The sequence below is a fragment of the Cyanobium sp. ULC065 genome, assembly GCF_977927515.1.
On sequence record NZ_OZ376393.1, the window covers coordinates 1,497,335 to 1,521,899 of the forward strand.

A 24,565-nucleotide genomic window follows, 5' to 3' on the forward strand; every position below is an offset into this window, starting at 1 on the left:
GCTTCTCGCTCACTCGACAACGTCACGGACGATGGCCTCTGCAGTGCCACTTCACCTCAATCGTCCTTGCGTTGTGCCGGTTGCTCAGAAGCTAAACACCCACTTGGAGCAGCCCAGCATGGCTTGCCCCTTGAGCTGCTAGATACCAACCCGCGCCACGGGCGGGAGCATCAACCTGGGCGCGCTGCAGAGCTAGACGACCAGGCTTCAGGCAGGGCGGTGCAGGAAGTGCTGGCTGATCTGGATCAGTTCCCCTGCGATCACCACCACCAACAGGCGAAAAACCCAGACCCTGGCGGCCGGCAACAGGGCGAGGCGTGCGGCCAGCATGCCGCCGCCGATGCTGCCGAATGCCATGGCGCCGCCGGGCAGCCAGGCCACATGGCCATCGCGGGCAAACACCAGCAGGGACACCAGGGTGGTTGGAATCAGTACCAGGTTCTTGACGGCATTAGCCGCCGTGAGGGGGAGGCGCACCACCAGCACGAGAGCCAGGAGAAGGTAAGTGGCGCCGTCGAGCACGATGAACCCCACCCAGGTGCCGATGCCGAAGAAGATCAGCGCTTCCTTGAGACTGAACCGGGCCGATTCCTGGGGCGGCTGGTTCAGGGCGGCCTTCAGTTTGGTGAACAGGAGGATCAGGGCCACGAGTACGGCAGCCGTGATCGCCAGCCCCAGATTCCGCGCCGGTATCGCATCGGCTAGCAAGGCACCAGCCACACTGCCGAGCGTCGCCGGGCCGGCCACCCGCAGGGCCATCCGCCAGGGCAGGGCACCGGCTTGCGCGAAGGTGGCAACGGCCGTGGTGCAGCCCACGATCACCGGCAGGCGGTTGGTGGCGTTGGCCATCTCTGGATCCATGCCCAGGGAGATCAGCATCGGCAGGCTCACCGCAGACCCGCTGGAGGCCAGGGTGTTCAGAAAGGCGCAGACGGCCCCGGCCAGGCTGACGAGGCTGTAGTCCATCCAACCGGTCATTCGCCGAGGTCAGCAATCGCTGCATGGAGTCTGGCTCCTGTTGGCTGAGAGGCTCTCGCATCCCGTGGCCGGGTCCGTCAAGGGAGCCGCTTGTCCTTGCAAAGCCCTTGGCGGACCTGGCTGCAGATCCAGAGGTGCAGCCAACGAACACCCTGCCTACCGCGTGACGGCCTGCGATATCGGGCGCAGCGGCCATGGAACCGTAGCTGTAACCAACGCGTTGGCTTGATCCTCAGTTGAGCTCGTAGGAGTCAAAGCCCGGCAGTTCCTCGACTTGCTCCAGCAAGAATCAAGGGAACATGTAGCTGAGAGTACAGAGTCAATAATCTGCTAAGATTAGAAAGAATTAACAAGGAGAAGGTTTGGAACTGAGGAAGTCCGTTGTTCTCCTCGCCATGGCCCTCGGCCTGCTTCATGCAACCGCCAAGGCCGAACCGATCACCTTCTTCGTCGGTGCAGATCCACAGTACAGTTTTGGTGATGATGCCCTAGCCACTGAAACCGGCTTGGGCGCAGCCCGTATCTTGAATCGTTGCACGGACTGTAGCAAGGTTCTCGTTGTTGCTGGTGATCTGTCCCACGACAAACCTGACAAAGCCCGAAAATACGGCGAAGTATTCCATCTCCCGATCGAGAAACTCGGTGTCAAGGTATTTGATGGCCTTGGCAATCACGATAACAATGACTTTGCCGATGACTGGGTGAGTTTCGACAGTCCACGAGGTTTGTACCATATGGGCTCCCTTGCTTCCGACGACCGGGCCAAGCCAATGAGCTTGCAGGAGATTGAGGGGCATAACTTTGTTGCCCCTAGATTTTTAGGCTGGCGTGTCTACGATCTATTCCTTAGTCAGATTGACAATGAGGAAAAAGCTTCTCAGAAAGACATTAACTGGAGAGTCGCTACTTCCATCGAAGATAGTAGGTATAATAATATGCTGACAAGCTGCGGCTCCTTCGGATACGGTGATGCTTGGTACTGCATGAATAAGGATGCCTATTACTACGCGATTGAGCTCAATAAACCAACCAATAACTTCTCATTCAACTTGAATTTCTGGAGTACACCAAATCCGAAACCGGGTGTTCTCTTGGTCCAGCTGCACAACGAGCTTTACTCGACGACCTCTACGAGGTACCTCAAAAGAATTCGAGATAAGCTATCCAGTGAAGGACGCCTTGACCTACCGGTAATCCTCTTTTCCCACAGGTTAGATGGCACAATGTCTCCAGAGTTTGAGCAAGCTGCAGCAGACATGAACATCGCTGCTGTTATCCATGGACACTACGGATGTGACAACCGCAGCTCACCCAAGAAGCTCAACGGGCACTGTGACGCCAGTAACACATGGGATGACCTTAGAGACTGGAAACAGGATATCTACAATCGCAACAGAGTTAATGTACCCATCATTGATGTCAATGCGCTGCTGTACGGCATCTTTTGGGCAGTCCAGATTGATCCCAGCAAGGGAACGATTGGCTTTGTCCGATTTAACTCGAAAGAAATGATGGTGGAAAGTAGAGGTGGGAAGAGCTTCATTTCGTTGGAAACTGGTACGTTCGCGGATCTCATGGCTCAGATATTTCGAAACAATCCTAGCGCAATCAACATCCCGCGAAGGAAGAACGCCATCATGAAATGTGACTATGAAGCAGGTAGGGCGAATGTCAGCAATAATAAATACTCAGTTGCCAATTGCAGTTACTAATCATCTTTCCACGTTAATTCTGTCACCGTCTCTGTATTGGTCAGGCTCATTTTGGCAATGGACATGTAAGCTCTCAAGAATTGTTATTGTCAAGCGAAGATTGGCGCAAGTGGACCCCCAGGCGCGGGTCTCCAGCAGACCCCCTCATCAAGGGGTTCCGCCAGAGGTCGCTAGGGCAGCTTCCAGATGCGTTCGCAGCGGCGCAGTTCCAGTTCGATTGCGAGTTTGTGAGGAAAGGACTGCACGGGCCAGGTCAATGCCACCAACCAGTGCAGGTGACGCGTGTGGCGATAGAGCCACCCCCAGCAGGTGATCTTGAACGAATGGTTTTTCATGGCTGAGGCGCCAAAGAACACCGCTTCCGCCACCCGGGGCCGGGTTCGTCAAAGGGGCGCAGACCCTCGCGTCAGCCCTTGCCGGTTGCTGCACCCATCCCCTGACTGCAGCGATGGGTCGATGGGGTGCCGGTGGACCATCGGGGTGGGGTTCGGTGGTCGTGTAGGAGCCAGATAAACGCGCCCTTAGGGCATAACAGCATCGGCTACCCGAGGTTTCTTGAGGTAAAGGTAGAACCCGGGAATAACTTCCAAGTCGGGGCCAAAGGCCAACTTCTTGAGGGAACCTTTTGCGCTTAGTACAGGCATCCACTCCAATGTCTCACCCATCACATCAAGCAAACCGATGTACTGCTTGACTCCAGATTGCTTCGTTCCAGCATTCAAGTGACAGAGTTCGCCTGACCGGGATACAACCCAGAGCCAAGCCGTACCTCCGTATCTGGTGTCACCGATTCGATCCTCTTTCTCTGTTAGCCAATGTCTAAGCTTTTCGTCAAAGTGTAAGCGGTTCATTGGCGTTTTCGCTGACATCTTGGCTAGGCTCATTGCGCTGGTCTTAAGTCTTTGCAATCCTAATACAGTTCGCAGTCTCCGATCGTGCGAACACGTCCAAGAGTGGCGGTATATTGATGCCCAGATTTGCAATGCCCTTGCAATCAGCGCGTTCTCATCAGTCATGCATGCACCGAAGCAGCTCTGAAGGCGTCGCCAAAGTCCAAAGAAGTCTCTTGGCCAACATGCTTCGCTTTTGCGAAAGCCACACTATTCACGACTGGAATGGAATGCAAGAGTCCACTATCAAGAAAGGATTTCATTGGCCACTGTGGAAGCTGCTGGAACTGGATAGGAAGCGCGCTTCAGGCCAAGACGTTTCACTCGTAACGCTGGTCGTCATCAGCAGCCCCCAGCCACGCTGAAGTGGTCAAGGTCCTCACTGAGCACCCGGATCAGATCTTCGCGCTCCCCCAGCAGGCAGTGGGGTTGGGCAGTGGCAAACGCGGTCTCAGCGACAATCCGTTCGGCCTGGTCTTCTGGCAGTCGCACTTCTGGGGCGGCATCGGGCTCACGGGTCTGATGCTGGTCTCTGTGTCCTGCCGTCCTGAGATCCACAAGCACCTGCGTCGGCGTCGGTTGCATGTCAGTGCCAACGTGCTGGCCACGCTGATCTTTCTGGCCCAAGGGATCAGTGGACCCCGGGATCTGTTGGAGATCCCGCTCAGCTGGCAAAAGCCGACGATCTACGCCTGCGACTACCAGGCGAGAACCTGTTCGCCACCTCCTTCGGGGGTGTCACCTCCCTGAGGGATCGTTGCAGATTCCTTGTGGCCGGCATCCTCAGGAAGGGAAACCAGGAGAAGCATGAGCGCAAGGGGTAAGCAGAGCGATCGAGCTGAGAGTCACGGCCAGGGGATGGACCCTGCATCCATGCAACAACAGGTGCTGCCCGAGCGGCGAGCGTGCTGCAACCAACGGGTTCAACGCGTTCACTCCTCGTCGTCAGACCCACCGACAGGCACCAGGCTGATCTGCTTGCGACCCAGCTTGATCTCGAATTCATTGCCGGGCTGGAGTTCAAGCATGGTGGTGAAGGCCTTGCCCACCAGCAGGTTGCCGTTGAACTGCACCTAGGCGGAGTGGCTGATCTTGCGGCCGCTCTTGCTTCTGCCACTGCCGCCCTACGCGCTGAGGCCCTGGCAACTGAGAGGGCAGTACACCGACATCGAGAAGCCGCTTCAGTTGATCGCCACAACCTGATCACGGCCCTGTTGCTTGGCGGTGTACATCGCCGTGTCGGCCCGGGCGATCAGCTCGTCTGGCGATTCACCGGCACTGGCCAGGGCCACGCCGACGCTGATGCTGATCTGCACCAGCCCCTGAGGGAGCGGTACCGCTTCGCTGGCCAGACGGCGCAACTTCTCTGCGATGGTCAGCGCATCCGGGAGACCGTGCAAACCAGGCAGCACCACCAACAGCTCATCCCCACCGATGCGCGCGGCCAGATCCGATTCCCTCAGGCAGGAGCGGATCCGTTGGGCCATGGCCTGGAGCACCGCATCGCCGGCATGGTGGCCGTATCTGTCGTTCACATCCTTGAAATGATCGAGGTCGCAGAAAAGCACGCCCAGTTCCCCACCCCGGCGCTGGTCGTCGGCCAGGATCCGATTCATCTGCGTGAAGACCTCCTCGCGGTTCATCAGGGTGGTCAGGCTGTCGATGGTGGCCCGGCGCTCAAGGGCCTCTTCCATAGCGATCCGCTCACTCACATCGCGCCAGACGACGCTCACCTCCTCGGACACCTTGACGGCGCGGATGTCAAAGTGGCGGAGCCCGCCCTGCTGGGAATGGTGCAGGGGGAAGTTGTCGAGCACCAGCGGCTTGCCGTTGCTGAGAACCGCCAGGTAGCGATCGTACAGTCCATCCACCACATGTTCGGGCCAGAACTGCCGCACCCTGGCCCCCACAAAATCTTCCAGCGCCATGTGGTTGTAGGCGGCGGCGGCGGGGTTGGCCCGCAGGATGCGCAGATCCACGATGGAACCCGCGTCATCGTGGACCGGCCCAAGCATCAAGTGCGGATCAAGCAGGGCATCGAGGGTGGCGCCTAGCCGGTGCTGTTCGGTCTGCAGTCGCTCCTGGGTCTGCACCAACTCCGTCACGTCGTAATTCACCCCGAGGATCCGCACAACCCGGCCTTCCCCATCGAAGAACCGGCGCGACGCGGCCTGGATGAATCGCACCGATCCATCAGGCCACACCACCCGGAAACGGATGGCGTAATCCCGCTCACCGCGCACGGCCGCCTGCAGTTCCCTCTCCGCGAAGTGGCGGTCTTCGGGATGCACCGTCTGCGCCCAGGCTTCCACCGCACCGGAAAAACGCTCAGGCTGCACGCCGTAGAGCTGGTACATGACCGAATCCCAGGTCAACTCGTCGTGCACCGGGTCCCAGTCCCAGATCCCCACCACCCCCGAGGCGGCAGCGACTTGAAGGTACTCCGTCTGGGCCACGATCTCGGTGATGTCATCGAGCTCCAGCAGCACATGTCTCACAGCACCGCTGGCATCGCGGATGTTGCTGAGCTGCAGCTCACCCCAGCCCCTCAGGAAGCCTGCCCACTGCAGCCTCACACGCACCCCATAACAATCAATCTCGCCACGCAGCAGGGACTCCAGCGGGGCCTGATCCACCGGTGTGAGCGATTGTGCGTCCTCCGCCGACACCTGCTCCAGGGCACCGAAAACCTCAAACAGGCTGCTGCCCTTCAGGACCGCTGGGGTCAGGTTGAGTTCGGAGCAGAGTTTCGAATTGGCCTGCAGGATGGCCCCCGTGCCCGGCGCGCAAATCGCCAGGCCCATGCTGCATTGATCCAGGGTGTGGCGCAGCGTCTCCTCGGATCTGGCAAGGGCATCCTGGGCCGCCATCTCGGCGGAGATGTCGACTCCCTGGCCGATGAAGAACTCCAAGTGCCCGCCGGGCCCACGCACACACGAGCGGCTCAGGTCCACCCAGATGCTGCTGCCATCGCCGCGCAGAAACTGCTTCTTGAGCCGGTAGCCATCGCGCCGGTTCGCCAGCATCGCCTCCACCAGCGGCTGCTCCAGGGCAATGTCGTCGGGATGAGTGATATCAGGCCAGGAAAGCGTCAGCAGGGTCTGGGTGTCACGGCCGAGCATGTCGCAGAGGGCGGGATTAACGCGCAGCAACCGGCCGCTTGCATCCGCCAGAGCCACGCCGGCGGCGGAGTTGTCAAACGTGAGATTGAGGGTCTGCTCGCTCTGGCGCCGCAGGGCCGTTTCCCGGCAGCGCTGGGCCGAGAGCTGCAGGGCCACAGTCGCCACGCCGGTGAGCGCCAGCAGCCGGGTGGCGTAGTCGATCGAGGGGAGGAAGCCCCAGTAGAGGCCGGAGATGATCGCCAGCCCATAGGCCTGAACGACCAAAGGGACCATCTGGCGTGGCGTCGCCAAGCTCGCTGAGAGCACCACCACAAGGAAGTAGTAGGGCAGCAGCGGAACGTTACGCGGCAAGGTGAGATCGAGAAGGAACAACCCGACCATTGCCAGATGCAGGAGGAGGATCCTGCGACGGTTCCCCGGAGACGCTGGGGATGGTTGATTCCTTCCCTGCCCCACGCTCATCAAGAGACTGGACTCAACTTGGACCAATCAACGCACAGTGACAGGGGATCCCCGATCCCCTGCACTGTGAGGTGGATGGAATTTGTTACGCGGCAGCGCAGATGCATTGAGCTCCGTTCCGGGCTGTTTCGTCCCTACCTCATCTGATGGTTGCGCAACGCTGCAGCCGGTCATTGGCTGAGGCCCCGGCTCAGTCATCCCTTCCCGGAGGAACTGGTCGCTCCAGGCCGCTGCCGTTCCCCATTTCTCTGAGGCGCTAAAACCGAAATTGACCCACTCCTCCTGCAGGATCAGGGTGGGGTCTGCAGGTCGGCCAGACAACACTCCGCAAGGCCGCGCTCACTCCTCTTCGTCAGCCCCACCCACAGGCACGAGGCGGATCTGCTTACGACCCAACTTGATCTCGAATTCGTCGCCGGGCTGCAGATCGAGCATGGCGGTGTAGGCCTTGCCGATCAGCAGGTTGCCGTTGCCCTGCACAGTGGCCACATAGCTCAAGGAGCGGCCGGCCTTGCCTTTGCTGGTGCCAGTCCCCTCCCCGAGACTGACCCCCTTTGCCTCCGGCAGCGCCTCATAAACGGCCGTGAAGTTCAGCCGTTCATTGCCGTCCTTCTTGGTGCTCACATAGCCGGCGGCTCGCACCAGATCCGACTTCGAGGTTCGCAAGCCTCGCCATCCCCATCACCGTCGAGGTAGGTGTGGCCGTCCCGCAGAAGTTGCTTGGCGCGCTTCCACGAACCAACCTCCGCATACCTCCAACGACGTCCTGACCATGAGGGAGCTCCTGACCCCGGGTCAGGTTAATGATCGTCAGGCCCGCGGGTCGTCGCTGTGGTGCTCCGGTGCTTTTGGTGCCTCCCCTCAGAGCAGCTCGCCAATCCCATGGCCGCTGAATTCCACCAGATGGTTTCCAGTCTCCAAGGCGGGAAGGTCTGCTGGCTTCTCTCGATCCAGATAGGCCGCAGCATCACAGCCTTCGAGGTACTCGCGATACACAAAGGCCTGGCCCAGCTGTCCGCCTCCACCTACGGCGCCGGGATGGCCGGCCTGAAGCTCGCCGTTCTGGCCTACCTGCTGGTCACCGTGCTGCTTTTGATTCTCTTCCTGCGCTGGCGCAGAGGCCAGCTGCAGCAGGTTTGAGCCGTCAACCGGCGGCAGGCGGAGTGCGGGTCGGTGTGCCGAAGCTCCCAGGCGGCCAGGGGGGCACAGTGAGGGCGTTGCCATCGCGCATGGCGTGGTAGCCCGGCGAAAGGATCTCGACCCCGGCCTCGGCGAACTGATCCTGGATGGCCCCCAGCAGATCCGAAAGGGTCCTGCGGTAGGTGTCCACATCTTCTACGTAGGCGTTGAGTTCATAGCTGATGTGGAAGTCGTTCAGTGAGGTCTGGAGCACGAATGGGGGCATCTCCCGGCTGATGCCTGCGGTGGCGCTGGCCGCCTCCAGCATCAGCCGGTGAACCTGCCGCCAGGGCACGTCGTAGCCAATGGTGACGGTGGTGGCGATCACCACCGGCTCAGCGATTTCCCGGCGGGCCAGGCTGTAATTGACGATCGAGGCCCCCAGCACGGTGGCGTTGGGGATGCTCACCACCTCATTGTGGGGGGTGCGCAGGCGCGTCACCAACAGGGCGGAGTCGTGAACGATGCCGACGGTGCCGTTGATGTTGACCCGGTCGCCTTCCTGGTAGGCCCGGGTGTAGGTGAGCATCAGCCCGCCGATCAGGTTGGCGGCCACGGCACTCGAGCCCAGGGCCGCCAGCACCCCCACGAACAGGCCAGCCCCCTGGAAGGCCTTGCTGTTGGCTCCTGGGATGTAGGGGTAGGCCAGCACCACACCGAGCAACAGGATGCCAATCCCCACCAGCCGGGCTGTGGGCCGGGCCCATTCGGGATAGAACCAGCGCAGACGCAGCTTGCCCAGCTCCACCGCCCGGAACCAGGCATTGCTGGCCCGCATCAGCAATACCGAGAGGCCGAGGATCACCACCACGGAGACCAGGTCGGGGATGGCCTTGGTCACGGCCTGTGCACCGCCCACCACCAGCCCGGTGATCTGGCCCCGCAGGGTTTCGGAGAGGGCCTGGGTAGGGGGGAACAGCCCGAGAAACAGGGGGATGGAGAGATAACTGACCAGCAGCAGAACGGCCCCGTGCACGATCCGGCGCAAGGGATCGAGGAGGCTGCGCTCCTGATCCGCGGTGAGCCACTGGTTGCCGCCCACCTGCAGTCCCCGGATCCGGTGGTTGGCGGGGTCATTGATCCAGCGCCCCAGGCGGCGGTTCAAGGCCATCTGGCCCCTCAGCCAGAGGATGTACATGCCCAGGGCCAGCAGAGCCAGGGCGGTGCCCCGCAGCCAGTCCGAACGCCGGTGGGTCTGGCGGTAGCGCACGATCGCCGCGCGAATCTGCTCCAGGTAGCGCTGGGCCAGCTGCTGACGACTGAGCTGAAAGCGGGCCGCGTTGCGGTCATCCACCGAGATCCTGGGCTCAAACACGCCGCCCTTCATCAGACCGATGGTGGTGTAAGGCGGGTCCTCCTGTACGACGATCTGGGTGGGCTCGATCGAGTAGTTGGCGGCCAGCTCGGCCAGCCGTTGGCTGCCACGCCGCGCCATCTGCGCAGGGCTCTGGGCGCCGACACCGGCCCGGATCTCCAGCACCCGGCGGCCATCCAGTTCGATGTAGGCCGGCGGGGGAGTGCTCTTCTGGGCGGAAACGGAGACAGGAGTCGGGGCGTCAACCGCGCGGGCCAGGGGGGCCGCCACCAGCAGCTGCATCGCGAGCAGAGCGGCCAGCAGGGGCAGAAGAAAACGGAACCAGCGGGAGCGAAGGACCCAGGGCTCGGACTGTCCCACGATGCTTCGTCCAGAACGTCAACGGACCTTATCAACCCCTTCCTGATTGAATTCCCATCGCTTGAAGCCCCGCCCTGGCAAGTCTGCGCCGTTGTCCTGGTTTCGCACCTGCGTAGCAGGCTCTCTCCCCGCAGGCCGATCCCCGCTGCCGCACGAGGAGGCTGCTGAAAATCCCATCCAGCCGCGGGAGAATGGCCCAACGACATTGAGCGGATGCGCGGCCACCAGGAGAGGACCGGCCCTCTGTTCTCCTATGTCTCCACGGAGGAGCGGATCCCCAACGCCCATCATCTGCGGCAGGTGCGGCGACTGGGGGATCAGGCGCTGGATCGCCTCACTCCCACCTTCAGCAAGCTCTATCCCGAGGCAGGACCCCCCTCAAGTCCGCCGGAGCAACTCCTGCTGGCCTTGTTGCTGCAGGCCATCTATGTCCACTCGCGTCGAATCGTTCTAGCGGCGAGTGAAGTGATGTTTGGTCGCTCGAAATCACCAGATTGAGTAACTCTAGTGCGCATGTCCTCCATAATCGTTTTTGCGCTTCGCCCCTCTGGATCGGGACGAGCCAATTCTTCCTTGTAAAGTTGCTCAAACTGGTAATAGGCTGAGACTTGGTCGCAGAGCTTGGCGATGTTGCGCTCTGCGCGTGCCTATCGCTGCTCAGCCCTGGTTGTTGCATAGCTGATTAATCCTCCGAGAAGAGCCCCAGCAAGAGCAAATCCACCGGCGACTACTTCTGAGCGGATCGGATTTCCCATGGCTGTATGTATATAAAGCAGTGGGTTTCTGTGATTATGTCATACTGCGTGTGTGTTTCCCGGTTCAGCCCCAAAGTCTTCGGTTGATTTATCGTTCTCAATCGGATTATGTCTTGATGTCGGTTCTCTACTCACGATTGTCTCTGGTGGTAAGACTTCGCAAAAGCTTGCTTGTCGCGGGGCGTTCCATTGCATGCCGCAACCTTGTCATCTGATTTTGCTGCTTCAGGGCGAACTCAGCAGTTGCACGCGCGTCGAGATCCCAATCAAGTGGTTCTAGCGCCTATCGCATTCCATCCCTTAAAACAACCGGCTAATAAGTTGTAGTGAGCCACTTGCTCCAGTTGTCAGAGCCGCTGGGAGTTTGCTCAACGCTGATTGAAGCCGTTTCAGCACATCTCAATGCCTAGCGAAGTGACACCCATGACAGCCCTTGCCAAAATCTCAGAGGCCGGTGTCCCACCGGAAGCCCTCCCTTCGGGCCTCTCTCACCAATGGGGGCAGGGGGACTTGAACCCCCACAGCCTTGCGGCCTGCGGATTTTAAGTCCGCTGGAGGGCGTTGCCGGGCAGTGGGTTTTGGCGATGTCATGCCTACAAAGTGCCTACTGGCGGTGGCTCGCGGGCCCATTTGTACACCAAGATCCGGAGAGCACGAACCCGTCTATCCCCCTCGCACTCCACCAGTAGCGGATGGAAGAGGTCGGATTTGATCAGTACTACTACCCCTGGTGGACATACCAGGGCCCAGACGGGCAGAATCTTGCTATCATCCGTCTCAAATGAGCCTCGCTACGGCACAGCGAGTTCAAGCCGGCAATGAAGCACGTGACAAAGGGACTGCCCCCAGAGCCCGTCGATCCCAGAACCGTCGTGGTTCCTCCAGGCCAGCCCGTGAAAGCCAGGAGTTCCAGTCAAGCCAGCCCGCAGGCTGACAGGAATTCCCAATCGGAAGTTGCTTTCGGCGGTAAGGCTAGGATTCACATTGAGCGCTCACCGGCTTCACAGTGCCATGCAGGGATCGGTGAGACCATCGCCACAGAAGCCGAGATCTGGAGGACTATCTCTGCTGAGTGCGTGCGTATCAAGGAGCTAGGAGCACAGTTCAGTGGATCGCTTCCGCTGCAATCCTTTGCAGAAACTGAGCAGAAGGCATTGGCACGTCTTGGCGAGCTTGTCATTCCAACCCAGTGGTTGATGGAAACCATGCGGGTACACACCAGTGCACAGCAGCGTGTTGTAGAAGTCAGCAAAGAGATACTGAGGAGTGTCTCTCAAGTCAGTGCCGATGCGCGTGATAAGTTGAACGGAATTCAAGCTTGTTTGAAGTTCTACGAGTCCCGGCTCAGGCCGGATGAAATTCAAGCCAATCTGATGGAGCATGCCTTTCTGCGGGCTCAGCTCGGACTGCCGACAACGGGAGACATTCTCCAGAAAATCAGCAGCGCTCGAATCATCCCCTCGCCGAACAACCAGCATCAGGTGAAACCGCATGATCTCGAGCCGAAAATATACACCTCAAGGGAGTTGAAAGATCACCTGGGTTGTTATGACGAAGCAACGATCCGTCGTAAAGCTATTGAGAGCTGGAAGGAAGGAGCTGGACCACAACCACTGAAGGGACTCGAGGGTTGGTACGTGGTAAGGCGCGGCAACAGTGATGGTGGCAGACGGTGTGGCTGGAAGTTTCAGCAACGAAAAAGGGCTAATGAAGCCTAGTTCCCCGGCTTTTTTACGTTGATAGGGATGCCCGAATGAGCCAGCACCCACCAAGCCCTTTCGCTTCCTGCAGGCGCTGGGGAAAAACCCAGCTGGCACCTACTTCCACACCCTGCCAAGCGGCTGGTTCACGGGGATGAGCCAGACACAGGGTGACCCGCATCGAGCTTTTCACCCGTGGCGGTTCCATGGCCAACGACCAGCGTGGATCTTCAGGATAGCCAGTAGGCATCCAGGAAGTTGTCCAGCTGGGCTTGAGCATGGTCGTACCAGCTCATGATCTGATCCTGCCGGGCGTGATTTGGCCCTGGGTCCTCTGGAATCCAGTTGTTGAAGTCACCCGCCAGTTCTGGATGTCTGCTGGTGGGCAGGATGTGGCTGATGTCCTTCTGCTGCCAGAAGGACATCACAGCGTGGGGATCGTGTTGGATGAACGTGGGTGTGCTGGCGATCAGCTCATCCGCCGTGATGCCATAGTCGGCACCCCTGTCTGAGAGGTAGGAAAAGGTGTCCTGCCAGGGAGAGTTCATGACGCCAGCTGGAGACCTGGGGTGTTGTTAAACAGAATCCCAATGTTGCCTACCGTTTGCCGGGCAATGTGTTCGATGCCGGCACAGGTTCCTGCCATCCATGTGCAATAGGTGTGGATCTGAGGAGTAAAGAGAATGGTGTTGCTGTCGCCACCAATCTGAAAAACCAGCCGATTGAGATCGTCTGAATAGCGCTGCATCCTTACGGCCTCCTTGGCTGCGATCTTGGCGGCTTCGCTCATGTTCTGCAATCCGTTCACGCACACTGCACCGGACGTCAGTGCCAGCAGACCTGAGAACACGGGGAGCAATGGCCCACCGGGCGTGATGCAATCGAGGAAAAAGGCGGTGGATTGCCATCCACACACAGCACCACTGACAGCAGCCTGGGCACCGCTGAGAAAGGCGGCCTTTTCTGCATCGTTGAGTAGCTTCCAGCTGTTCATGTAGTTATTGAGCGTCGTATCAATGTCATAGCTGGTTCCCTCATTGTTGTTGAGGATGATGGTTTTGGAAAGCTTGGCGTAATGGGTACCTATCACAGACTCACCGAGCCTGTGGGCACCGGAGTTGAGTTTTTCAGCCAGGAAGAGGCAGGGCAGGTTCAGGCGGATACCCGTCCAGTTGGTCTCAGTAATCAGGCAAAGACCGCTCGAGAGCTGAATGGCTGAGTTCTTCTGGATGTCGTAACTGCCGTTGGGCTGCTGCTTGCACTGGCCGGTGATGGAGATGGGGATACCGGTGGTCGCGAATGGTGAGTTCGTGAGAATGCGGGCCATGGTTGGGTGACTAAATCAGGTGGTAGGGGAGTGGAAGGCCCCCTGCTCCCTCTTCTGGTTCCAGAGCCGCCAGCCTGATTCAGTCCATAAGCCCGTTTCTCGGGAGAGCTGTCAGAATGCTGGCCAAAGCATCCAAGACTTCACTTGCCTGCTGAGCACTACACAGTTCTGCGCAGCTTGGCCGGTAGCGGCGAGATCATCTCCCTAAAGCAGGAAGCATCCGAGCTGGCCTTAAGGCGATGCGGGCTTGAGGATCTCGAGGAAGCCACGGCTTCCGGCGATCGCCAACTGCTGGCGGAGGCACGCAAGGAAACTCCAGGAGCGTTGCTCTGCCTGCGTTGTCGGGTCAGCAGGTCGCTGGAGCAGTGCGTCCGTACTCATTATCGTGATTTTCACCACACCTATGGCGTGGAGCTTGCGGCGCTGGCTGCCTTCGCCCTGGATGACCGGGGTGGGAGCGTCCCTTTCTGTCACGTCCCGCCACCTGCCGAGTTCAGAGTTCCGTTCACAGTGGAGGTCATCCGCAGCTTTGATCCTGAGCGGGCCGGCTTGCCCCACTGGGCCAGGCAACGCCTGATTGGCCGTAACGACTACAAGGCCTATCTCCTGGAGATGGGGGTGCTGCTGATCGGGAAGTGGGCCCTGCTGGGCGACTGCAGCCATAGGCAGGTGCATGAAGCCATGGTGTTGCCTGGTCAGACCACCTCCCTCACACCTGAGACAGCGGAGGCGCTGCATCGTCGCTACCTACTGGCTTACAGGAAAGCGAAGCTGACCTACCGGCAGCGAACGGGACGACAGCGGGGCTGGGAGCCGGATGCGGCTTTCTTTCAGGAGGTGGACCCTCAGCGGCACTGGGCAGACACGGAAGATGATTTGCACACGATGGAGCAGGCGGTGCGCAGGCTCCAAACAGGCCGCTGGCAGAGCCATGAGCGAAATCTTCTTTCCATGCAGGGCAGCGATCGCGCTGAGGAGCAGCTGGCCGACCCAGGAGCCACCCATCTGGAGCGTCTGGTGGATCAGGAACATGACTCCGCTATTGGGGTCCTAGCTGCGGAGGCATTGGAAGCCGAGGGATTGGCCTATGTGCAGCTGATGCTGGCGGGCCTTGCCGTGGAGGCTGAACAGTGGTGTTTCTGGCGAGGCTGGCTGGAAGGACAAAGTACGAGGGAGATCGCTGCCTGCTGCGGAGCCGCCCAAGCGCGGGTGAGCCGCCGACTCAGTGTGCAGATTCGGGCCAGGGAGATCGCCACCAGAGCTCTGCAACGCCTCGCACCGCTACCAGCCTTCACGATGGCCTTCGGCAGTCCCGAGAAGCTTGATGCCGCGGCTGATCGGCTGGTGAATCACCTGCTGATTTCGGAACAACAAGGAGAGGATCCCCCCCTGCGCCGCTGGCTCCGCATCGCCATGCACAACATCCATACCGGCACCACCAGCACTGCTCGAGAGGAATCGGGAGGGATGCCATGACCATCAGGTTGAATCCGACTGAGATGCACTGGAGCGGCAGACCGCTGTTGGTCGATGAGGTGGTGCTCAGCGAAGCGCAGATCACCCGTGCCGCCAACTGTGTGGATCCTGCCGACAGCGACGCGGCCGCTTGGGATCGATACTTGCGGGCCCTGGCCTTGGAGGGCCTCAAGGGAGAAATCCTGCGCCGCAAGATTGCAATCACCATCGGCCCGGAGCTGGAGCCGGAGACACCGGGAAGGCTGCTGGCTGTGAACGGACTGGCCACACAGCTGCTCTGCAGCACAGAAATGGCCGAAACGATCGCGGTGGATCTCAGCCCCTGGCGGCAGGAAGCCACCGCACCTCAGATCCTGCTGGTGGTGCAGATAGAGGAAGACAACGGCGTTGTTCGGGTAGCGGGTGTAATGGACGGCCCGGCGCTCGTGGCGCACATCTCGAGTGGGGGCCAGGCCCTGAGCGCAGCCACGGTTGAGATTCCAATCGCGGCCTTTAGGGGAGGGTTCGAGCAATTCCTGCGCTGGACAACGATGCTTCCCACCAGTGCATTGCCACGGGTGGCAGTCCCGGCAGCGAGTGAAGCTTCCCCCCTAGCGATCGGACCAGCACTGCAGGAACTGCAGGCTCAGATTCAAGAATGGCTGAAGCACCAACTGCAGGAGGCTCCCGCCCTGATCCCTCTGCTAGTCGCTGGTGCACGGGCCGCGGATCAGGCGGAGGTGTTCCTGGTCAATCCACGGGTGGATCTGGATGAGGAAGGCAACCATGTATCCCTAGTAGTGAGCCGCACCCCTACGATCTGGGCCGATCGCCCCCTGGCGGAGATCCTGATCGAACGGGATGGGGTGCCGGTGTGGCAGCAACTGGCTACAAGCAAGAAGCCGATTGAAGGCGCGATTGGCTGGTCGCTGGAGCCCTTGAACGCTGGCGAAAGCTGCACCTTAAAGCTGCGGCCCTACGGAACCTCGGGAGGAGCCTACGCAAAAGTAAGTCTCGTGGTGACTGAATCAGAAGTTATTGATCAATGCGAAGCATGGCTCTGTCGTGGGGATAGTGTGCAAGAGTTGTTCACTACAGAAGACATTGGGATAGGACGCGATGCCACTATTCGCCTTGCTGAGGAGATTGCGGCTCGCCTACGGCTAAAGCATGGTTGACAATCCAGCAGCACAATCAGATGGAGGAGCACTTGACAACTCTAGCGAACAGGATGTAGCTGAGAATTCTCAGGAGCTTGAAGAACTCTGGTCTAAGCTGTATTCGATCAAGAATCTCAATGAGAGCCCTTCTCTTGAGGAAATGATCAGGCTGGTCGCCTTGAGTGAGCGCGTGAATGGAGACTTTCATCCGCATACAGCTATAGCCATACACCATCTTGCTGAATTCTATTGCGAGAATGGTCGTTACGAGGAAGCTGAAAGGGAGCACTACCGAGTTTTGGCGATCACTGAGCAGGCCTTGGGACCTGAGCATCCAGAGACTGCCTCGAGTCTCAATAATCTGGCTGGGCTCTACACGGCTCAAGGGCGATTCAGCGTAGCTAAGCCGCTCTATCACAGAGCGCTGGCGATCAAGGAAGAGGCCTTAGGCCCTAAGCACCCACAGATTGCCACCTGCCTCAACAATCTTGCCCGGCTTTACCAAGATCTAGGGCAATTCGTCCTAGCTGAACCGCTGTATCACAGAGCACTGGCGATCAAGGAAGAGGCCTTAGGCCCTGAGCATCCACAGATTGCCATCTGCCTCAACAATCTTGCCCGGCTGTACCAAGATCTAGGGCAGTACGGCACGGCGGAAACATTGTATCGAAGAGTACTCGCAATCAATGAGCAGGCCTTGGGCCCTGAACATCCAGAGACTGCTCTCAGTCTAAACCTTCTTACCCTGCTGAAGCAAGATCAAGGGCAGTACGGCGCGGCGGAAACATTATGCCGAAGAGCACTAGCGATCACTGAGCAGGCCTTAGGCCATGAGCACCCAGAGAATGTCTCGAGCCTACACATTCTTGCCGGCCTGTACCGACGTCAAGGGCAATATGACGCAGCGGAACCATTATATCGAAGAGCACTCGCGATCACTGAGCAGACCTTGGGCGCTGAGCACCCAGAGACTGCCGCGAGCCTCAATATGCTCGCCGGTCTGTACCAAGATCTAGGGCAGTACAGCGCGGCGGAATCATTACATCGAAGAGCACTCGCGATCACTGAGCAGGCTTTGGGCCCTGAGCACCCGAGCACTATCATCAAGCTCATTCAACTTGCAGGGGTGTACCAATATCAACGGCAGTACGACGCGGCGGAACAATTATATCGAAAAGCGCTCGCTATCTCAGAGCAGGCCTTAGGCTCTGAGCACCCCTCTACTGCTAGGAGCCTAAATTATCTTGCCGACATCTACCGGGCTCAAGGACAGTACAGCACGTCTGAGCCGCTGTATCAACGAGCGCTCGCTATCACTGAGCAGGCCTTGGGCGCTGAGCACCCAGAGACTGCCTCGAGCCTCAGCAGTCTTGCCCGGCTGTACCAAGATCTAGGGCAGTACAGCGCGGCGGAACCATTATTTCGAAGAGCACTCGCGATCACTGAGCAGGCCTTGGGCGCTGAGCACCCAGAGACTGCCTCGAGCCTCAGCAGTCTTGCCTGGCTGTACCAAGATCTAGGGCAGTACAGCGCGGCGGAAACATTACATCGAAGAGCACTCGCTATCACTGAGCAGGCCTTGGGCGCTGAGCACCCAGAGACTGCCTCGAGCCTCAGCAGTCTTGCCTGGCTGTACCAAGATCTAGGGCAGTACGACGCGGCGGAACGATTATATCAGAAAGCACTTGCTATCTCAGAGCAGGCCTTAGGCTCTGAGCACCCACAGATTGCCATCTACCTCAACAGTCTTGCCCGGCTGTACCAATGTCGAGGGCGGTACGACGCGGCTGAACCATTCTATCGAAGAGCACTCGCTATCACTGAGCAGGCCTTGGGCGCTGAGCACCCAGAGACTGCCTCGAGCCTCAGCAGTCTTGCCTGGCTGTACCAAGATCTAGGGCAGTACAGCGCGGCGGAACCATTATTTCGAAGAGCACTCGCTATCACTGAGCAGGCCTTGGGCGCTGAGCACCCAAAGACTGCCTTGAGCCTCAATATGCTCGCCGGTCTGTATCAACATCTAGGGCAGTACGACGCGGCGGAACCATTATATCGAAGAGCACTCGCTATCACTGAGCAGGCCTTGGGCGCTGAACACCCAAAGACTGCCTCGAGCCTAATAGATCAGGCAATACTCTACGTTTTGGAGGAGAAGTTCTTAGCGGCTGAAGGCTACCTCAGGAGGGGGTTGCGCATCCAGACAACCTGGCTGAGACGAGAGCTACTGGTACTTCCATCTGCCCAACGGATCGCACTGCTGGAGCTGCAGGATTCCAATAAATGGCTGGCCTTTGCCCTTGGTGTACTCCATCCACCATCCACAGAGTTGGCTCTATGGACCCGGTTGAACTTCCAGGGCCTGATTCAGGAGATTGAGCAACGACAGATGCGTCTTCACCTGTTGCCTGGTCCCCATCAAGAAATTGCAGCACGTCTCACTTCCCTAGTGCAGAGGATGAGCTCAACCACGGTTCCTCCAGACCAACGCCGAAAACTGCAGCTTGTGAGTGCTGATCTGGAACGTCAACTCTTCCGGGTAGCTCCGATAGCGAATCTTAAGTCGGTTGAGATTGCGGAGGTCGCCGACGCATTGCCGGCCGAGACTCTTCTGGTCGAGTTTCAGCGATTCTGGCCCAGGGGTGAAGCATCATGGGGCGAACCACGTTATCTGGCACTAGTTCTGGCTAGTACCGGCACCGTGGCGCAGGTGGACCTGGGGCGAGCTCGCCTGCTGGAAGCGCTGATTACTCAGGCGCTGGAGGCCACCACTGAAGGCCTCGCCGATGCCGCGGAGTGCTGGATGGAGCTCAGCAAGGCCCTCCTGCCACCACTCCTGAGTGCACTTGGCACCGCGACCCGCTGCTTCCTTTCAATGGATGGTGAGCTTCATCGCCTTCCCTTCCATGCGCTGCCGATGCCAGGGCAGCCTGATCATCTGTTTAGCGATTGGATTGATATCAGCATCCTGTCCACGGGCCGCGATCTGCTAACACCTGAGCATGCGGCCACCACCCTGCAGCGTTCCCTTGTGATGGCTAATCCTCGGTATGACCTTGAGCCGGGGAGCAATAAGGATCATCGGGAGGATGGTGGTGCGTCGGTGAGAAGGCGTTCCAGTGAGCTCGGAACGTCCCGGAGATGGCAACCCCTGCTGGGGTCCGATCAGGAGGGACGCCAGGTGGCCTGCCTGCTGGATGCCGATCTCTTCACTGAGGCTGATGCCAGCACCAAGACTCTTCAGCGTGCTTCCCATCCGCTCGTTCTGCATGTGGCGACCCACGGGTACTTTCTTCCCGATGAGAAGCTGGAGGAACCTCCTGGGCAGCTAAGCGCTACCTCACTAGGTGGCCATCTGCTGACCAACTTCCGCGGAGAGGATCCGATGGTGCGCAGCGGCCTCGTGCTCGCCGGTGCCAACCATCCCGACGCCGATCCAGACGACGATGGGTATCTCACCGCCCTGGAAGCAACGCTTCTCAACCTGCAAGGAACCGAACTGGTCACCCTCTCAGCCTGTGATACTGGCCGCGGGGACATCTACACCGGCGAAGGTGTGTACGGCCTGCAGCGGGCCCTGATCGTGGCCGGAGCACGCTCTACGCTGCTGAGCCTTTGGCATGTGCCTGATGACGCTACAGGCGAGTTCATGGTGCGTTTTTACTCCCTGCTGAAACAAAGTCTTGGCCGCTCAGACGCGCTCCGTCAGGTGCAGAGGGAATTTCGCAACCACATCAACTTCGTATGGCGCCACCCCTATTACTGGGCGGCATGGCAGCTTGTGGGCGACTGGCGGCCGATCAAAGGGCTCCAAGCGCTTCCGACCCAGGCGGTCTGAATCGTTGGTCCTTACCGGGAACTACTGGCTGGTGTTCGATTCCCCCTTCGGTCATGGGCCACCACCGCCAACTTGATGCCATTGCCGCTGTCGATCCCAACCTGATTGCTCTACCAGCGATCCATTTGATCGGTACCAATCGCGACGTAGGCCATGCCCAGCGCCGTTGCCAGCAACGCGCCATTTCGGCCTCCAGCATACGCATCGCCGTGGCTTACGGCGACCAGGACCATCACTACGGCATGCAGCGATGGACGCTCATGAGCCGGCAGTTACGTCGTTCCCCCTATGCCCGCTACGAGCGAGAGCTCAATGGTCTTCAGCTGGTGGGAAGTACAGCAGCTGAGGATGGTTCCGTCTTGCTCACGACCTGCAAGTGGAACTGGTCGCTCCGCAGGAGCTGAATCAGCCCACAGTCTGCCAAACAAGAGGGAGACAGGACAGGCAAGCGGGCTTCTCTCCCCTTCCTGGCACCCGACACCCCCCAGCTGATGCCCTCAGACCTAGCCATCACCATGACCAACGATCTCCCCTGCCTCTCCCCGCAATCTCTTGAAGTGTTGTCACGCTTAGGGCCTGAGGCTCCCCGCAAGCTCAACACCTATGCCTGTGCAATCGAGGACATGTTGCTTGAATCCCTTGAGCATCAGATGCGACAGGCAGCGAAACTGCGGGAGAACTCCCTCTGGATCAAAGAGGCTCAGACATGGATCAATGCTGCTGAACGGGAGCGGCAGGCCCTGCGCGCGTTGCTCACGGATCCCGATGAACTCCTCCGTTACGTGATCGGGTTCTTTGGCGCGGATGGTCCCTATCCCGGCCGGGTCGTTCTGACACGACTGGCCGAGATGCAGAGGAGCTGAGTCGATCCACCACCTCTCCTTTGCTGTAGGGATGCTGCATCAGACCAGTCATCCCGCAACAAAGAGAACTCGTCCCCACCCTCCGCTCCCATGACCCTTTCCTCCACCTCACTCACAAAAACCTGCCCCAGCGAAGCCCTTGAGCGCGCCCGCCAGAGCGTGCAGATGATCTGCGGGACCATCATCAGGCGACGCCAGTACCCCTCCCACACCCGTCTGCTGATCAGAATTGCTAATGGTGAGATCTACGACACCGCCTATTGGCCCGACAACGCCCTGGTACGTCAGCTGGATGGCTACGAGGAGAATGACATCATCCTCTGCCAGGTCTATTTCTACCCCCATCCCAACTACAGGTGCTGGAAGATCTGGGATCTGCTGGAGTTTGACGCCAGCTCGGCTCAAGCCTTGCATAATCACATGCTGACCATCGACGTCAGTGCCCGGAGGCTCCTTGCGGGTATGGAAGCGCTGCAACTGGAAAGCAGTCAGTGCCACGAACTGGATCGGGCCCTAGTGCACACCCGCCAGGTGCGCCAGCAGCAGATCAACCTGATGAACGTCTCCGGTGTTGCCCTCGGCGGGCTCGGCATCCTGCTGGCTCCCTTCACGTTCGGGGGTTCACTCTCCATGCTCCCGGGCTGTGCCGTGCTGCTGAGCGTTCGAAACGACGAGGCGGAAACGCCACAGGAAGTGCAGATGCGCCATCGCATCGGTGCCGTTACCCGACGTCGTGAGGATCTGCAGCGCTTAGCAATGCAAACGCTTCACAACGCTCACGCCATCGAGACCCTTGTGGACTCCGCCAAGCACCAACCCTGGAAGCGTGGCGCCCATGCCGACTACAGGATCTTCATGCCTCCCTCGCTTCGGACGGTGGCCGCTATCGCTCAACCGCTGGTTGGCACGGCACAAGGTAGGCCACGGATAATGATCTGAAGCCCGGGTATTCGTCGATTCTCAACTAAGGCGGCATCCGCCGATTGCAGCAGATACCAACAGCCATGCAAGAGCGTAGGAGGTGCACACAATTCATCAGCAAGACCTACCAGCAAGGTGGCCTGGGCGGGCTTCTCAGCTCCCAGTGGGTAGTCTCACTGCATTTTGGAGCGAACGCCAAGGGACTAACAAAGGCTATGGAATGACGTCTTCGGTGTTCTCCCAGTGCTTTACCTGGCTGGGGATTGTGCAAAGTCAAGCCGGTGAACTGATGGGGTTGGCGACCCCCCCCCGTGGCCACCTGCTCGCAGTGGCAAGCGTTGCGCAGGCGGCATGCCTCTTGGCGGCAGCGCTGCCCCTGCCACCGCCTCTACGTCTGTCCACCAGCGAGGGGTCCCTCGCCATTAAGCCAATCGCAGCGCTAGCTGGCCCCAGCGGCAGTGACTCATCCGCGTTCGTCCACGGCTGTCGTCGATCCGTTGCGACGGTGACCGTCCACCTGCGGTCGGTGTCTGAGGTGGGGTGCTTGCTTGGCCAAGATCACGTGTAGTCCTGGCCGGGGGTCCTCAAGGAATTGGGTCCTGGTGTGGGCGCCGGATCGATCAGCCCGCTTACAGCGCGTCGTTGTCACCTGGGGATCCAGCTGAGGTCGCGCCCTAGCTGGCCAGAACCAGATGACCTCTGATAGTACAGGTGTTCTCTGCGATGAAGTCGCCGTGGCTGCTTCCCCACCCCGCTCCCGCGGCACCCGGAGGGCGCCCAGCTCAGCGGCAGACGATGGCGGCTACGAGCATTGGCCTTACCTCGATGAGGAGGTGCTGGTGGCCAGCCGCAGCCACACGGTTTGCCTCACCTGCCACTTCTTCCGGCATTACGCGGGGGTGAGCTGCATCCCCCTGCTCACCTGCCAGCTGCACCAGGGCCTGCTGACCCAAGGGGAGCACCTCACCTGCCGGTGCCAGGGTTGGACCGAGGACATGACGCGCCAGCGGGGCTGGTGCCAGGAGGTGGCATGAGCAGCCGGCGTGCGGTGGTGGGTGTGATGGGTGCTGGAGAGGGCGCTTCCGCTGAGGCGGTGGTCCTGGCCGAGGAGCTGGGGGAGTGCATCAGCACCAGGGGATGGGTGCTGCTCACCGGTGGCCGCCCGGCGGGGGTGATGGCGGCGGCCAGCCGCGGCGCAGTGCGGGTGGAGGGGCACTTGGTGGTGGGGGTGTTGCCCGATGAAGGGAAGGGTGACGACCGGCAATGCACGGCGGAGCTGGATCTGGCCCTGTTCACCGGCATGGGCAAGGCCCGCAACGTGATCAACGTGCTCAGCGCCGATGTGGTGGTGATCTGCGGGGGCGGAGGCCCCGGCACAGCCTCAGAAGCCGCCCATGCGCTCAATGCGGGCAGGCCGTTGATCCTGCTGGCGGTGCCGCCGCTGTGGCGTGAGTTCTTCTGCTCGCTCGGCAAGGGGGTAGAGAGCGCGAGCGATGTGCAGGAGTGCTGCCGGTTGATCGAGGCCAGACTTACAGGGGCATGAGTCGGCCATCACCTCGTGTCCCCCTGACGCCAAAGGAGGGCTGGCTGAGCGACGGCCGTCAGGTGCTGCGCTTTCGCCCGACCCGCTGGGAGCGCCAGGTGCAGCGGCTGGAGATCACCAGCGGCGAGTTGCTTCCCGATCAGGAGATCCCGTTGCTGAAATCACGCAGGTGCTACCGGACGGTGGCCATACGCGTTGCATCCGCTTGCATCTCCAACCAACGCAGGCGCCGGGCCAGCAACAGCAGCCCAAGCACAGTGGTCACGGCAACCGTCAGCACCAGGGAGGAGAACTGGGCCTTCCTGATCACCCCCGCCCCCAGGGCGGTGGAGGCGAACACCAACCCCGGTAGCCCCCGGGGAATCAGGCCGAACACCACCACCCAGCGATCCACCCCTGCGGCCCGGTCCCCCCGGCCGATACCCAGGGCACAGATCAAATTGCAGGCGATCCCCAGGACGATTAGCAGGGAGGCCATGCTCCAGGCGGTGGACTGCAGCAGGGTGCCGGCATCAATCCGCATGCCGACACTGAGGGAATAAAGCGGCAGGAACACTTCGGAGAGCAGCCCCAGCACCCTGAGCAGCTCCTGTCCCTTGAGGCTGCCCTCCTCCATCGGTGCCAGGCGGGTGAACAGGGTGCCGCCGAGGAGGGTCCCCAGAAGACTGGTGAGCCCAAAGAATTCCCCCAGCCAGCTGCAACCGATCAGCAGCAGCATCACCTCCAGGCGGCCGGGCTCCAGGGCGCCATGGCGGCGAACCCACCAACCGGCGAGGGGAAAGCTTGCTGCAGCCATCAGAACCCCCACCAACAAACCGCCGCCCGATCCCGCCGGTCCCGCCGCAGGCCGCCAGCGCGTTCTGCAGCGCTTCTGAGAGGGCGACAAAGCTCTCCCCGCCGTGGATCACCTCCACATGGCACCAGCCCGAGAAAGGCACGCAGAAATGAAAGAGCCGGTACTCCACCGCCTCGCCGGCCACGGTGATGG

At 60.1% G+C, this 24,565-nt stretch carries 20 protein-coding genes and 2 pseudogenes; 13 read left to right on the forward strand and 9 right to left on the reverse strand.

The genetic code is table 11. The annotated features are described in order from the left end of the window. Positions 1-207: 207 nt before the first annotated feature. Positions 208-978: a sulfite exporter TauE/SafE family protein gene (locus ACXMDP_RS07335; RefSeq protein ID WP_094510939.1), complete on the reverse strand. Its 771-nt coding sequence runs from the start codon at positions 976-978 to the stop codon at positions 208-210. 395 nt (positions 979-1,373) lie between these two features. Here ACXMDP_RS07335 and ACXMDP_RS07340 point away from each other — a divergent pair, with 395 nt between their 5' ends. After that, complete coding sequence (locus ACXMDP_RS07340) at positions 1,374-2,690, forward strand: metallophosphoesterase family protein (protein ID WP_259729653.1); 1,317 nt, start codon at positions 1,374-1,376, stop codon at positions 2,688-2,690. Positions 2,691-2,860: 170 nt separating this feature from the next. Here ACXMDP_RS07340 and ACXMDP_RS07345 read toward each other — a convergent pair whose 3' ends face one another. Next, complete coding sequence (locus ACXMDP_RS07345; protein ID WP_259729652.1) at positions 2,861-3,058, reverse strand: hypothetical protein; 198 nt, start codon at positions 3,056-3,058, stop codon at positions 2,861-2,863. Positions 3,059-3,946: 888 nt separating this feature from the next. Between ACXMDP_RS07345 and ACXMDP_RS07350 the strand changes: the two genes are divergently transcribed. Further along, on the forward strand, positions 3,947-4,330 hold the full coding sequence (locus ACXMDP_RS07350; protein WP_311134128.1) for a DUF4079 domain-containing protein: 384 nt from the start codon (positions 3,947-3,949) through the stop codon (positions 4,328-4,330). A gap of 182 nt (positions 4,331-4,512) precedes the next feature. Here the strand turns inward: ACXMDP_RS07350 and ACXMDP_RS07355 are convergent. The 3 genes and pseudogenes from ACXMDP_RS07355 to ACXMDP_RS07365 all read right to left on the reverse strand — a co-directional run. Next, positions 4,513-4,701, reverse strand: a pseudogene (locus ACXMDP_RS07355) (AbrB-like transcriptional regulator); the annotation flags it as partial. A 60-nt stretch (positions 4,702-4,761) separates the two neighbouring features. After that, positions 4,762-7,083: a diguanylate cyclase gene (locus tag ACXMDP_RS07360; RefSeq protein WP_457767185.1), complete on the reverse strand. Its 2,322-nt coding sequence runs from the start codon at positions 7,081-7,083 to the stop codon at positions 4,762-4,764. A gap of 420 nt (positions 7,084-7,503) precedes the next feature. Beyond that, positions 7,504-7,830 carry an AbrB family transcriptional regulator gene (locus tag ACXMDP_RS07365; protein WP_259729650.1) on the reverse strand — a complete coding sequence of 109 codons (327 nt, stop codon included), beginning with the start codon at positions 7,828-7,830 and terminating at the stop codon, positions 7,504-7,506. Between the two features lie 216 nt (positions 7,831-8,046). Here ACXMDP_RS07365 and ACXMDP_RS07370 point away from each other — a divergent pair, with 216 nt between their 5' ends. Then, positions 8,047-8,304: a hypothetical protein gene (locus ACXMDP_RS07370; RefSeq protein ID WP_457767186.1), complete on the forward strand. Its 258-nt coding sequence runs from the start codon at positions 8,047-8,049 to the stop codon at positions 8,302-8,304. Positions 8,305-8,308: 4 nt separating this feature from the next. Here ACXMDP_RS07370 and ACXMDP_RS07375 read toward each other — a convergent pair whose 3' ends face one another. Next, complete coding sequence (locus ACXMDP_RS07375; RefSeq protein WP_259729648.1) at positions 8,309-10,018, reverse strand: mechanosensitive ion channel family protein; 1,710 nt, start codon at positions 10,016-10,018, stop codon at positions 8,309-8,311. Positions 10,019-10,231: 213 nt separating this feature from the next. Here ACXMDP_RS07375 and ACXMDP_RS07380 point away from each other — a divergent pair. Together ACXMDP_RS07380 and ACXMDP_RS07385 are read left to right on the forward strand one after the other, a co-directional pair. Beyond that, a pseudogene (locus ACXMDP_RS07380) lies at positions 10,232-10,471 on the forward strand (IS5/IS1182 family transposase); the annotation flags it as partial. A 1,129-nt stretch (positions 10,472-11,600) separates the two neighbouring features. Beyond that, positions 11,601-12,491, forward strand: a complete 891-nt coding sequence (locus ACXMDP_RS07385; protein WP_457767187.1) for a hypothetical protein — start codon at positions 11,601-11,603, stop codon at positions 12,489-12,491. Between the two features lie 212 nt (positions 12,492-12,703). On the opposite strand, the gene ACXMDP_RS07390 is transcribed toward ACXMDP_RS07385, so the two are convergent. Next, entirely contained in the window at positions 12,704-13,021 is a 318-nt protein-coding gene (locus ACXMDP_RS07390) for a hypothetical protein (protein ID WP_259729646.1), read from the reverse strand. Then, positions 13,018-13,800 carry a hypothetical protein gene (locus ACXMDP_RS07395; RefSeq protein WP_259729645.1) on the reverse strand — a complete coding sequence of 261 codons (783 nt, stop codon included), beginning with the start codon at positions 13,798-13,800 and terminating at the stop codon, positions 13,018-13,020. The genes ACXMDP_RS07390 and ACXMDP_RS07395 overlap by 4 nt, the downstream gene beginning before the upstream one ends. Positions 13,801-14,310: 510 nt before the next feature. Between ACXMDP_RS07395 and ACXMDP_RS07400 the strand changes: the two genes are divergently transcribed. From ACXMDP_RS07400 to ACXMDP_RS07435, 8 genes are all read left to right on the forward strand, one after another. After that, the gene (locus ACXMDP_RS07400; RefSeq protein WP_259729644.1) at positions 14,311-15,276 is read left to right on the forward strand and encodes a hypothetical protein; all 966 of its coding nucleotides are present in this window, start codon (positions 14,311-14,313) and stop codon (positions 15,274-15,276) included. 47 nt (positions 15,277-15,323) lie between these two features. Next, complete coding sequence (locus ACXMDP_RS07405) at positions 15,324-16,433, forward strand: hypothetical protein (RefSeq protein ID WP_457767188.1); 1,110 nt, start codon at positions 15,324-15,326, stop codon at positions 16,431-16,433. After that, on the forward strand, positions 16,426-20,250 hold the full coding sequence (locus tag ACXMDP_RS07410) for a CHAT domain-containing tetratricopeptide repeat protein (protein WP_259729642.1): 3,825 nt from the start codon (positions 16,426-16,428) through the stop codon (positions 20,248-20,250). The genes ACXMDP_RS07405 and ACXMDP_RS07410 overlap by 8 nt, the downstream gene beginning before the upstream one ends. Before the next feature lie 53 nt (positions 20,251-20,303). Further along, positions 20,304-20,654, forward strand: a complete 351-nt coding sequence (locus ACXMDP_RS07415) for a hypothetical protein (protein WP_259729641.1) — start codon at positions 20,304-20,306, stop codon at positions 20,652-20,654. A 111-nt stretch (positions 20,655-20,765) separates the two neighbouring features. After that, a complete protein-coding gene (locus tag ACXMDP_RS07420) occupies positions 20,766-21,113 on the forward strand; it encodes a hypothetical protein (RefSeq protein ID WP_259729640.1) in 348 nt (115 codons plus the stop codon). A 90-nt stretch (positions 21,114-21,203) separates the two neighbouring features. Then, positions 21,204-22,052, forward strand: coding sequence for a hypothetical protein (locus tag ACXMDP_RS07425; RefSeq protein WP_259729639.1), 849 nt, complete (start codon positions 21,204-21,206; stop codon positions 22,050-22,052). Positions 22,053-22,768: 716 nt separating this feature from the next. After that, complete coding sequence (locus tag ACXMDP_RS07430) at positions 22,769-23,068, forward strand: galactose oxidase (RefSeq protein WP_259729638.1); 300 nt, start codon at positions 22,769-22,771, stop codon at positions 23,066-23,068. Next, the gene (locus tag ACXMDP_RS07435; RefSeq protein WP_259729637.1) at positions 23,065-23,577 is read left to right on the forward strand and encodes an SLOG cluster 4 domain-containing protein; all 513 of its coding nucleotides are present in this window, start codon (positions 23,065-23,067) and stop codon (positions 23,575-23,577) included. Before ACXMDP_RS07430 ends, ACXMDP_RS07435 begins: the two co-directional genes overlap by 4 nt. 172 nt (positions 23,578-23,749) lie before the next feature. Here the strand turns inward: ACXMDP_RS07435 and ACXMDP_RS07440 are convergent, their stop codons facing one another. Continuing rightward, positions 23,750-24,373 carry a cation:proton antiporter domain-containing protein gene (locus ACXMDP_RS07440; protein ID WP_457767189.1) on the reverse strand — a complete coding sequence of 208 codons (624 nt, stop codon included), beginning with the start codon at positions 24,371-24,373 and terminating at the stop codon, positions 23,750-23,752. Positions 24,374-24,565: the final 192 nt, after the last annotated feature.

Coding starts and splice junctions, on each gene's coding strand:
- ACXMDP_RS07390 (WP_259729646.1), bottom strand. CDS start 13,021: ATGAACTCTCCCTGGCAGGACACCTTTTCCTACCTCTCAGACAGGGGT.
- ACXMDP_RS07360 (WP_457767185.1), bottom strand. CDS start 7,083: ATGGTCGGGTTGTTCCTTCTCGATCTCACCTTGCCGCGTAACGTTCCG.
- ACXMDP_RS07435 (WP_259729637.1), top strand. CDS start 23,065: ATGAGCAGCCGGCGTGCGGTGGTGGGTGTGATGGGTGCTGGAGAGGGC.
- ACXMDP_RS07410 (WP_259729642.1), top strand. CDS start 16,426: ATGGTTGACAATCCAGCAGCACAATCAGATGGAGGAGCACTTGACAAC.
- ACXMDP_RS07415 (WP_259729641.1), top strand. CDS start 20,304: ATGGGCCACCACCGCCAACTTGATGCCATTGCCGCTGTCGATCCCAAC.
- ACXMDP_RS07420 (WP_259729640.1), top strand. CDS start 20,766: ATGACCAACGATCTCCCCTGCCTCTCCCCGCAATCTCTTGAAGTGTTG.
- ACXMDP_RS07340 (WP_259729653.1), top strand. CDS start 1,374: ATGGCCCTCGGCCTGCTTCATGCAACCGCCAAGGCCGAACCGATCACC.
- ACXMDP_RS07370 (WP_457767186.1), top strand. CDS start 8,047: ATGGCCGCTGAATTCCACCAGATGGTTTCCAGTCTCCAAGGCGGGAAG.
- ACXMDP_RS07440 (WP_457767189.1), bottom strand. CDS start 24,373: ATGGCTGCAGCAAGCTTTCCCCTCGCCGGTTGGTGGGTTCGCCGCCAT.
- ACXMDP_RS07335 (WP_094510939.1), bottom strand. CDS start 978: ATGACCGGTTGGATGGACTACAGCCTCGTCAGCCTGGCCGGGGCCGTC.
- ACXMDP_RS07395 (WP_259729645.1), bottom strand. CDS start 13,800: ATGGCCCGCATTCTCACGAACTCACCATTCGCGACCACCGGTATCCCC.
- ACXMDP_RS07425 (WP_259729639.1), top strand. CDS start 21,204: ATGACCCTTTCCTCCACCTCACTCACAAAAACCTGCCCCAGCGAAGCC.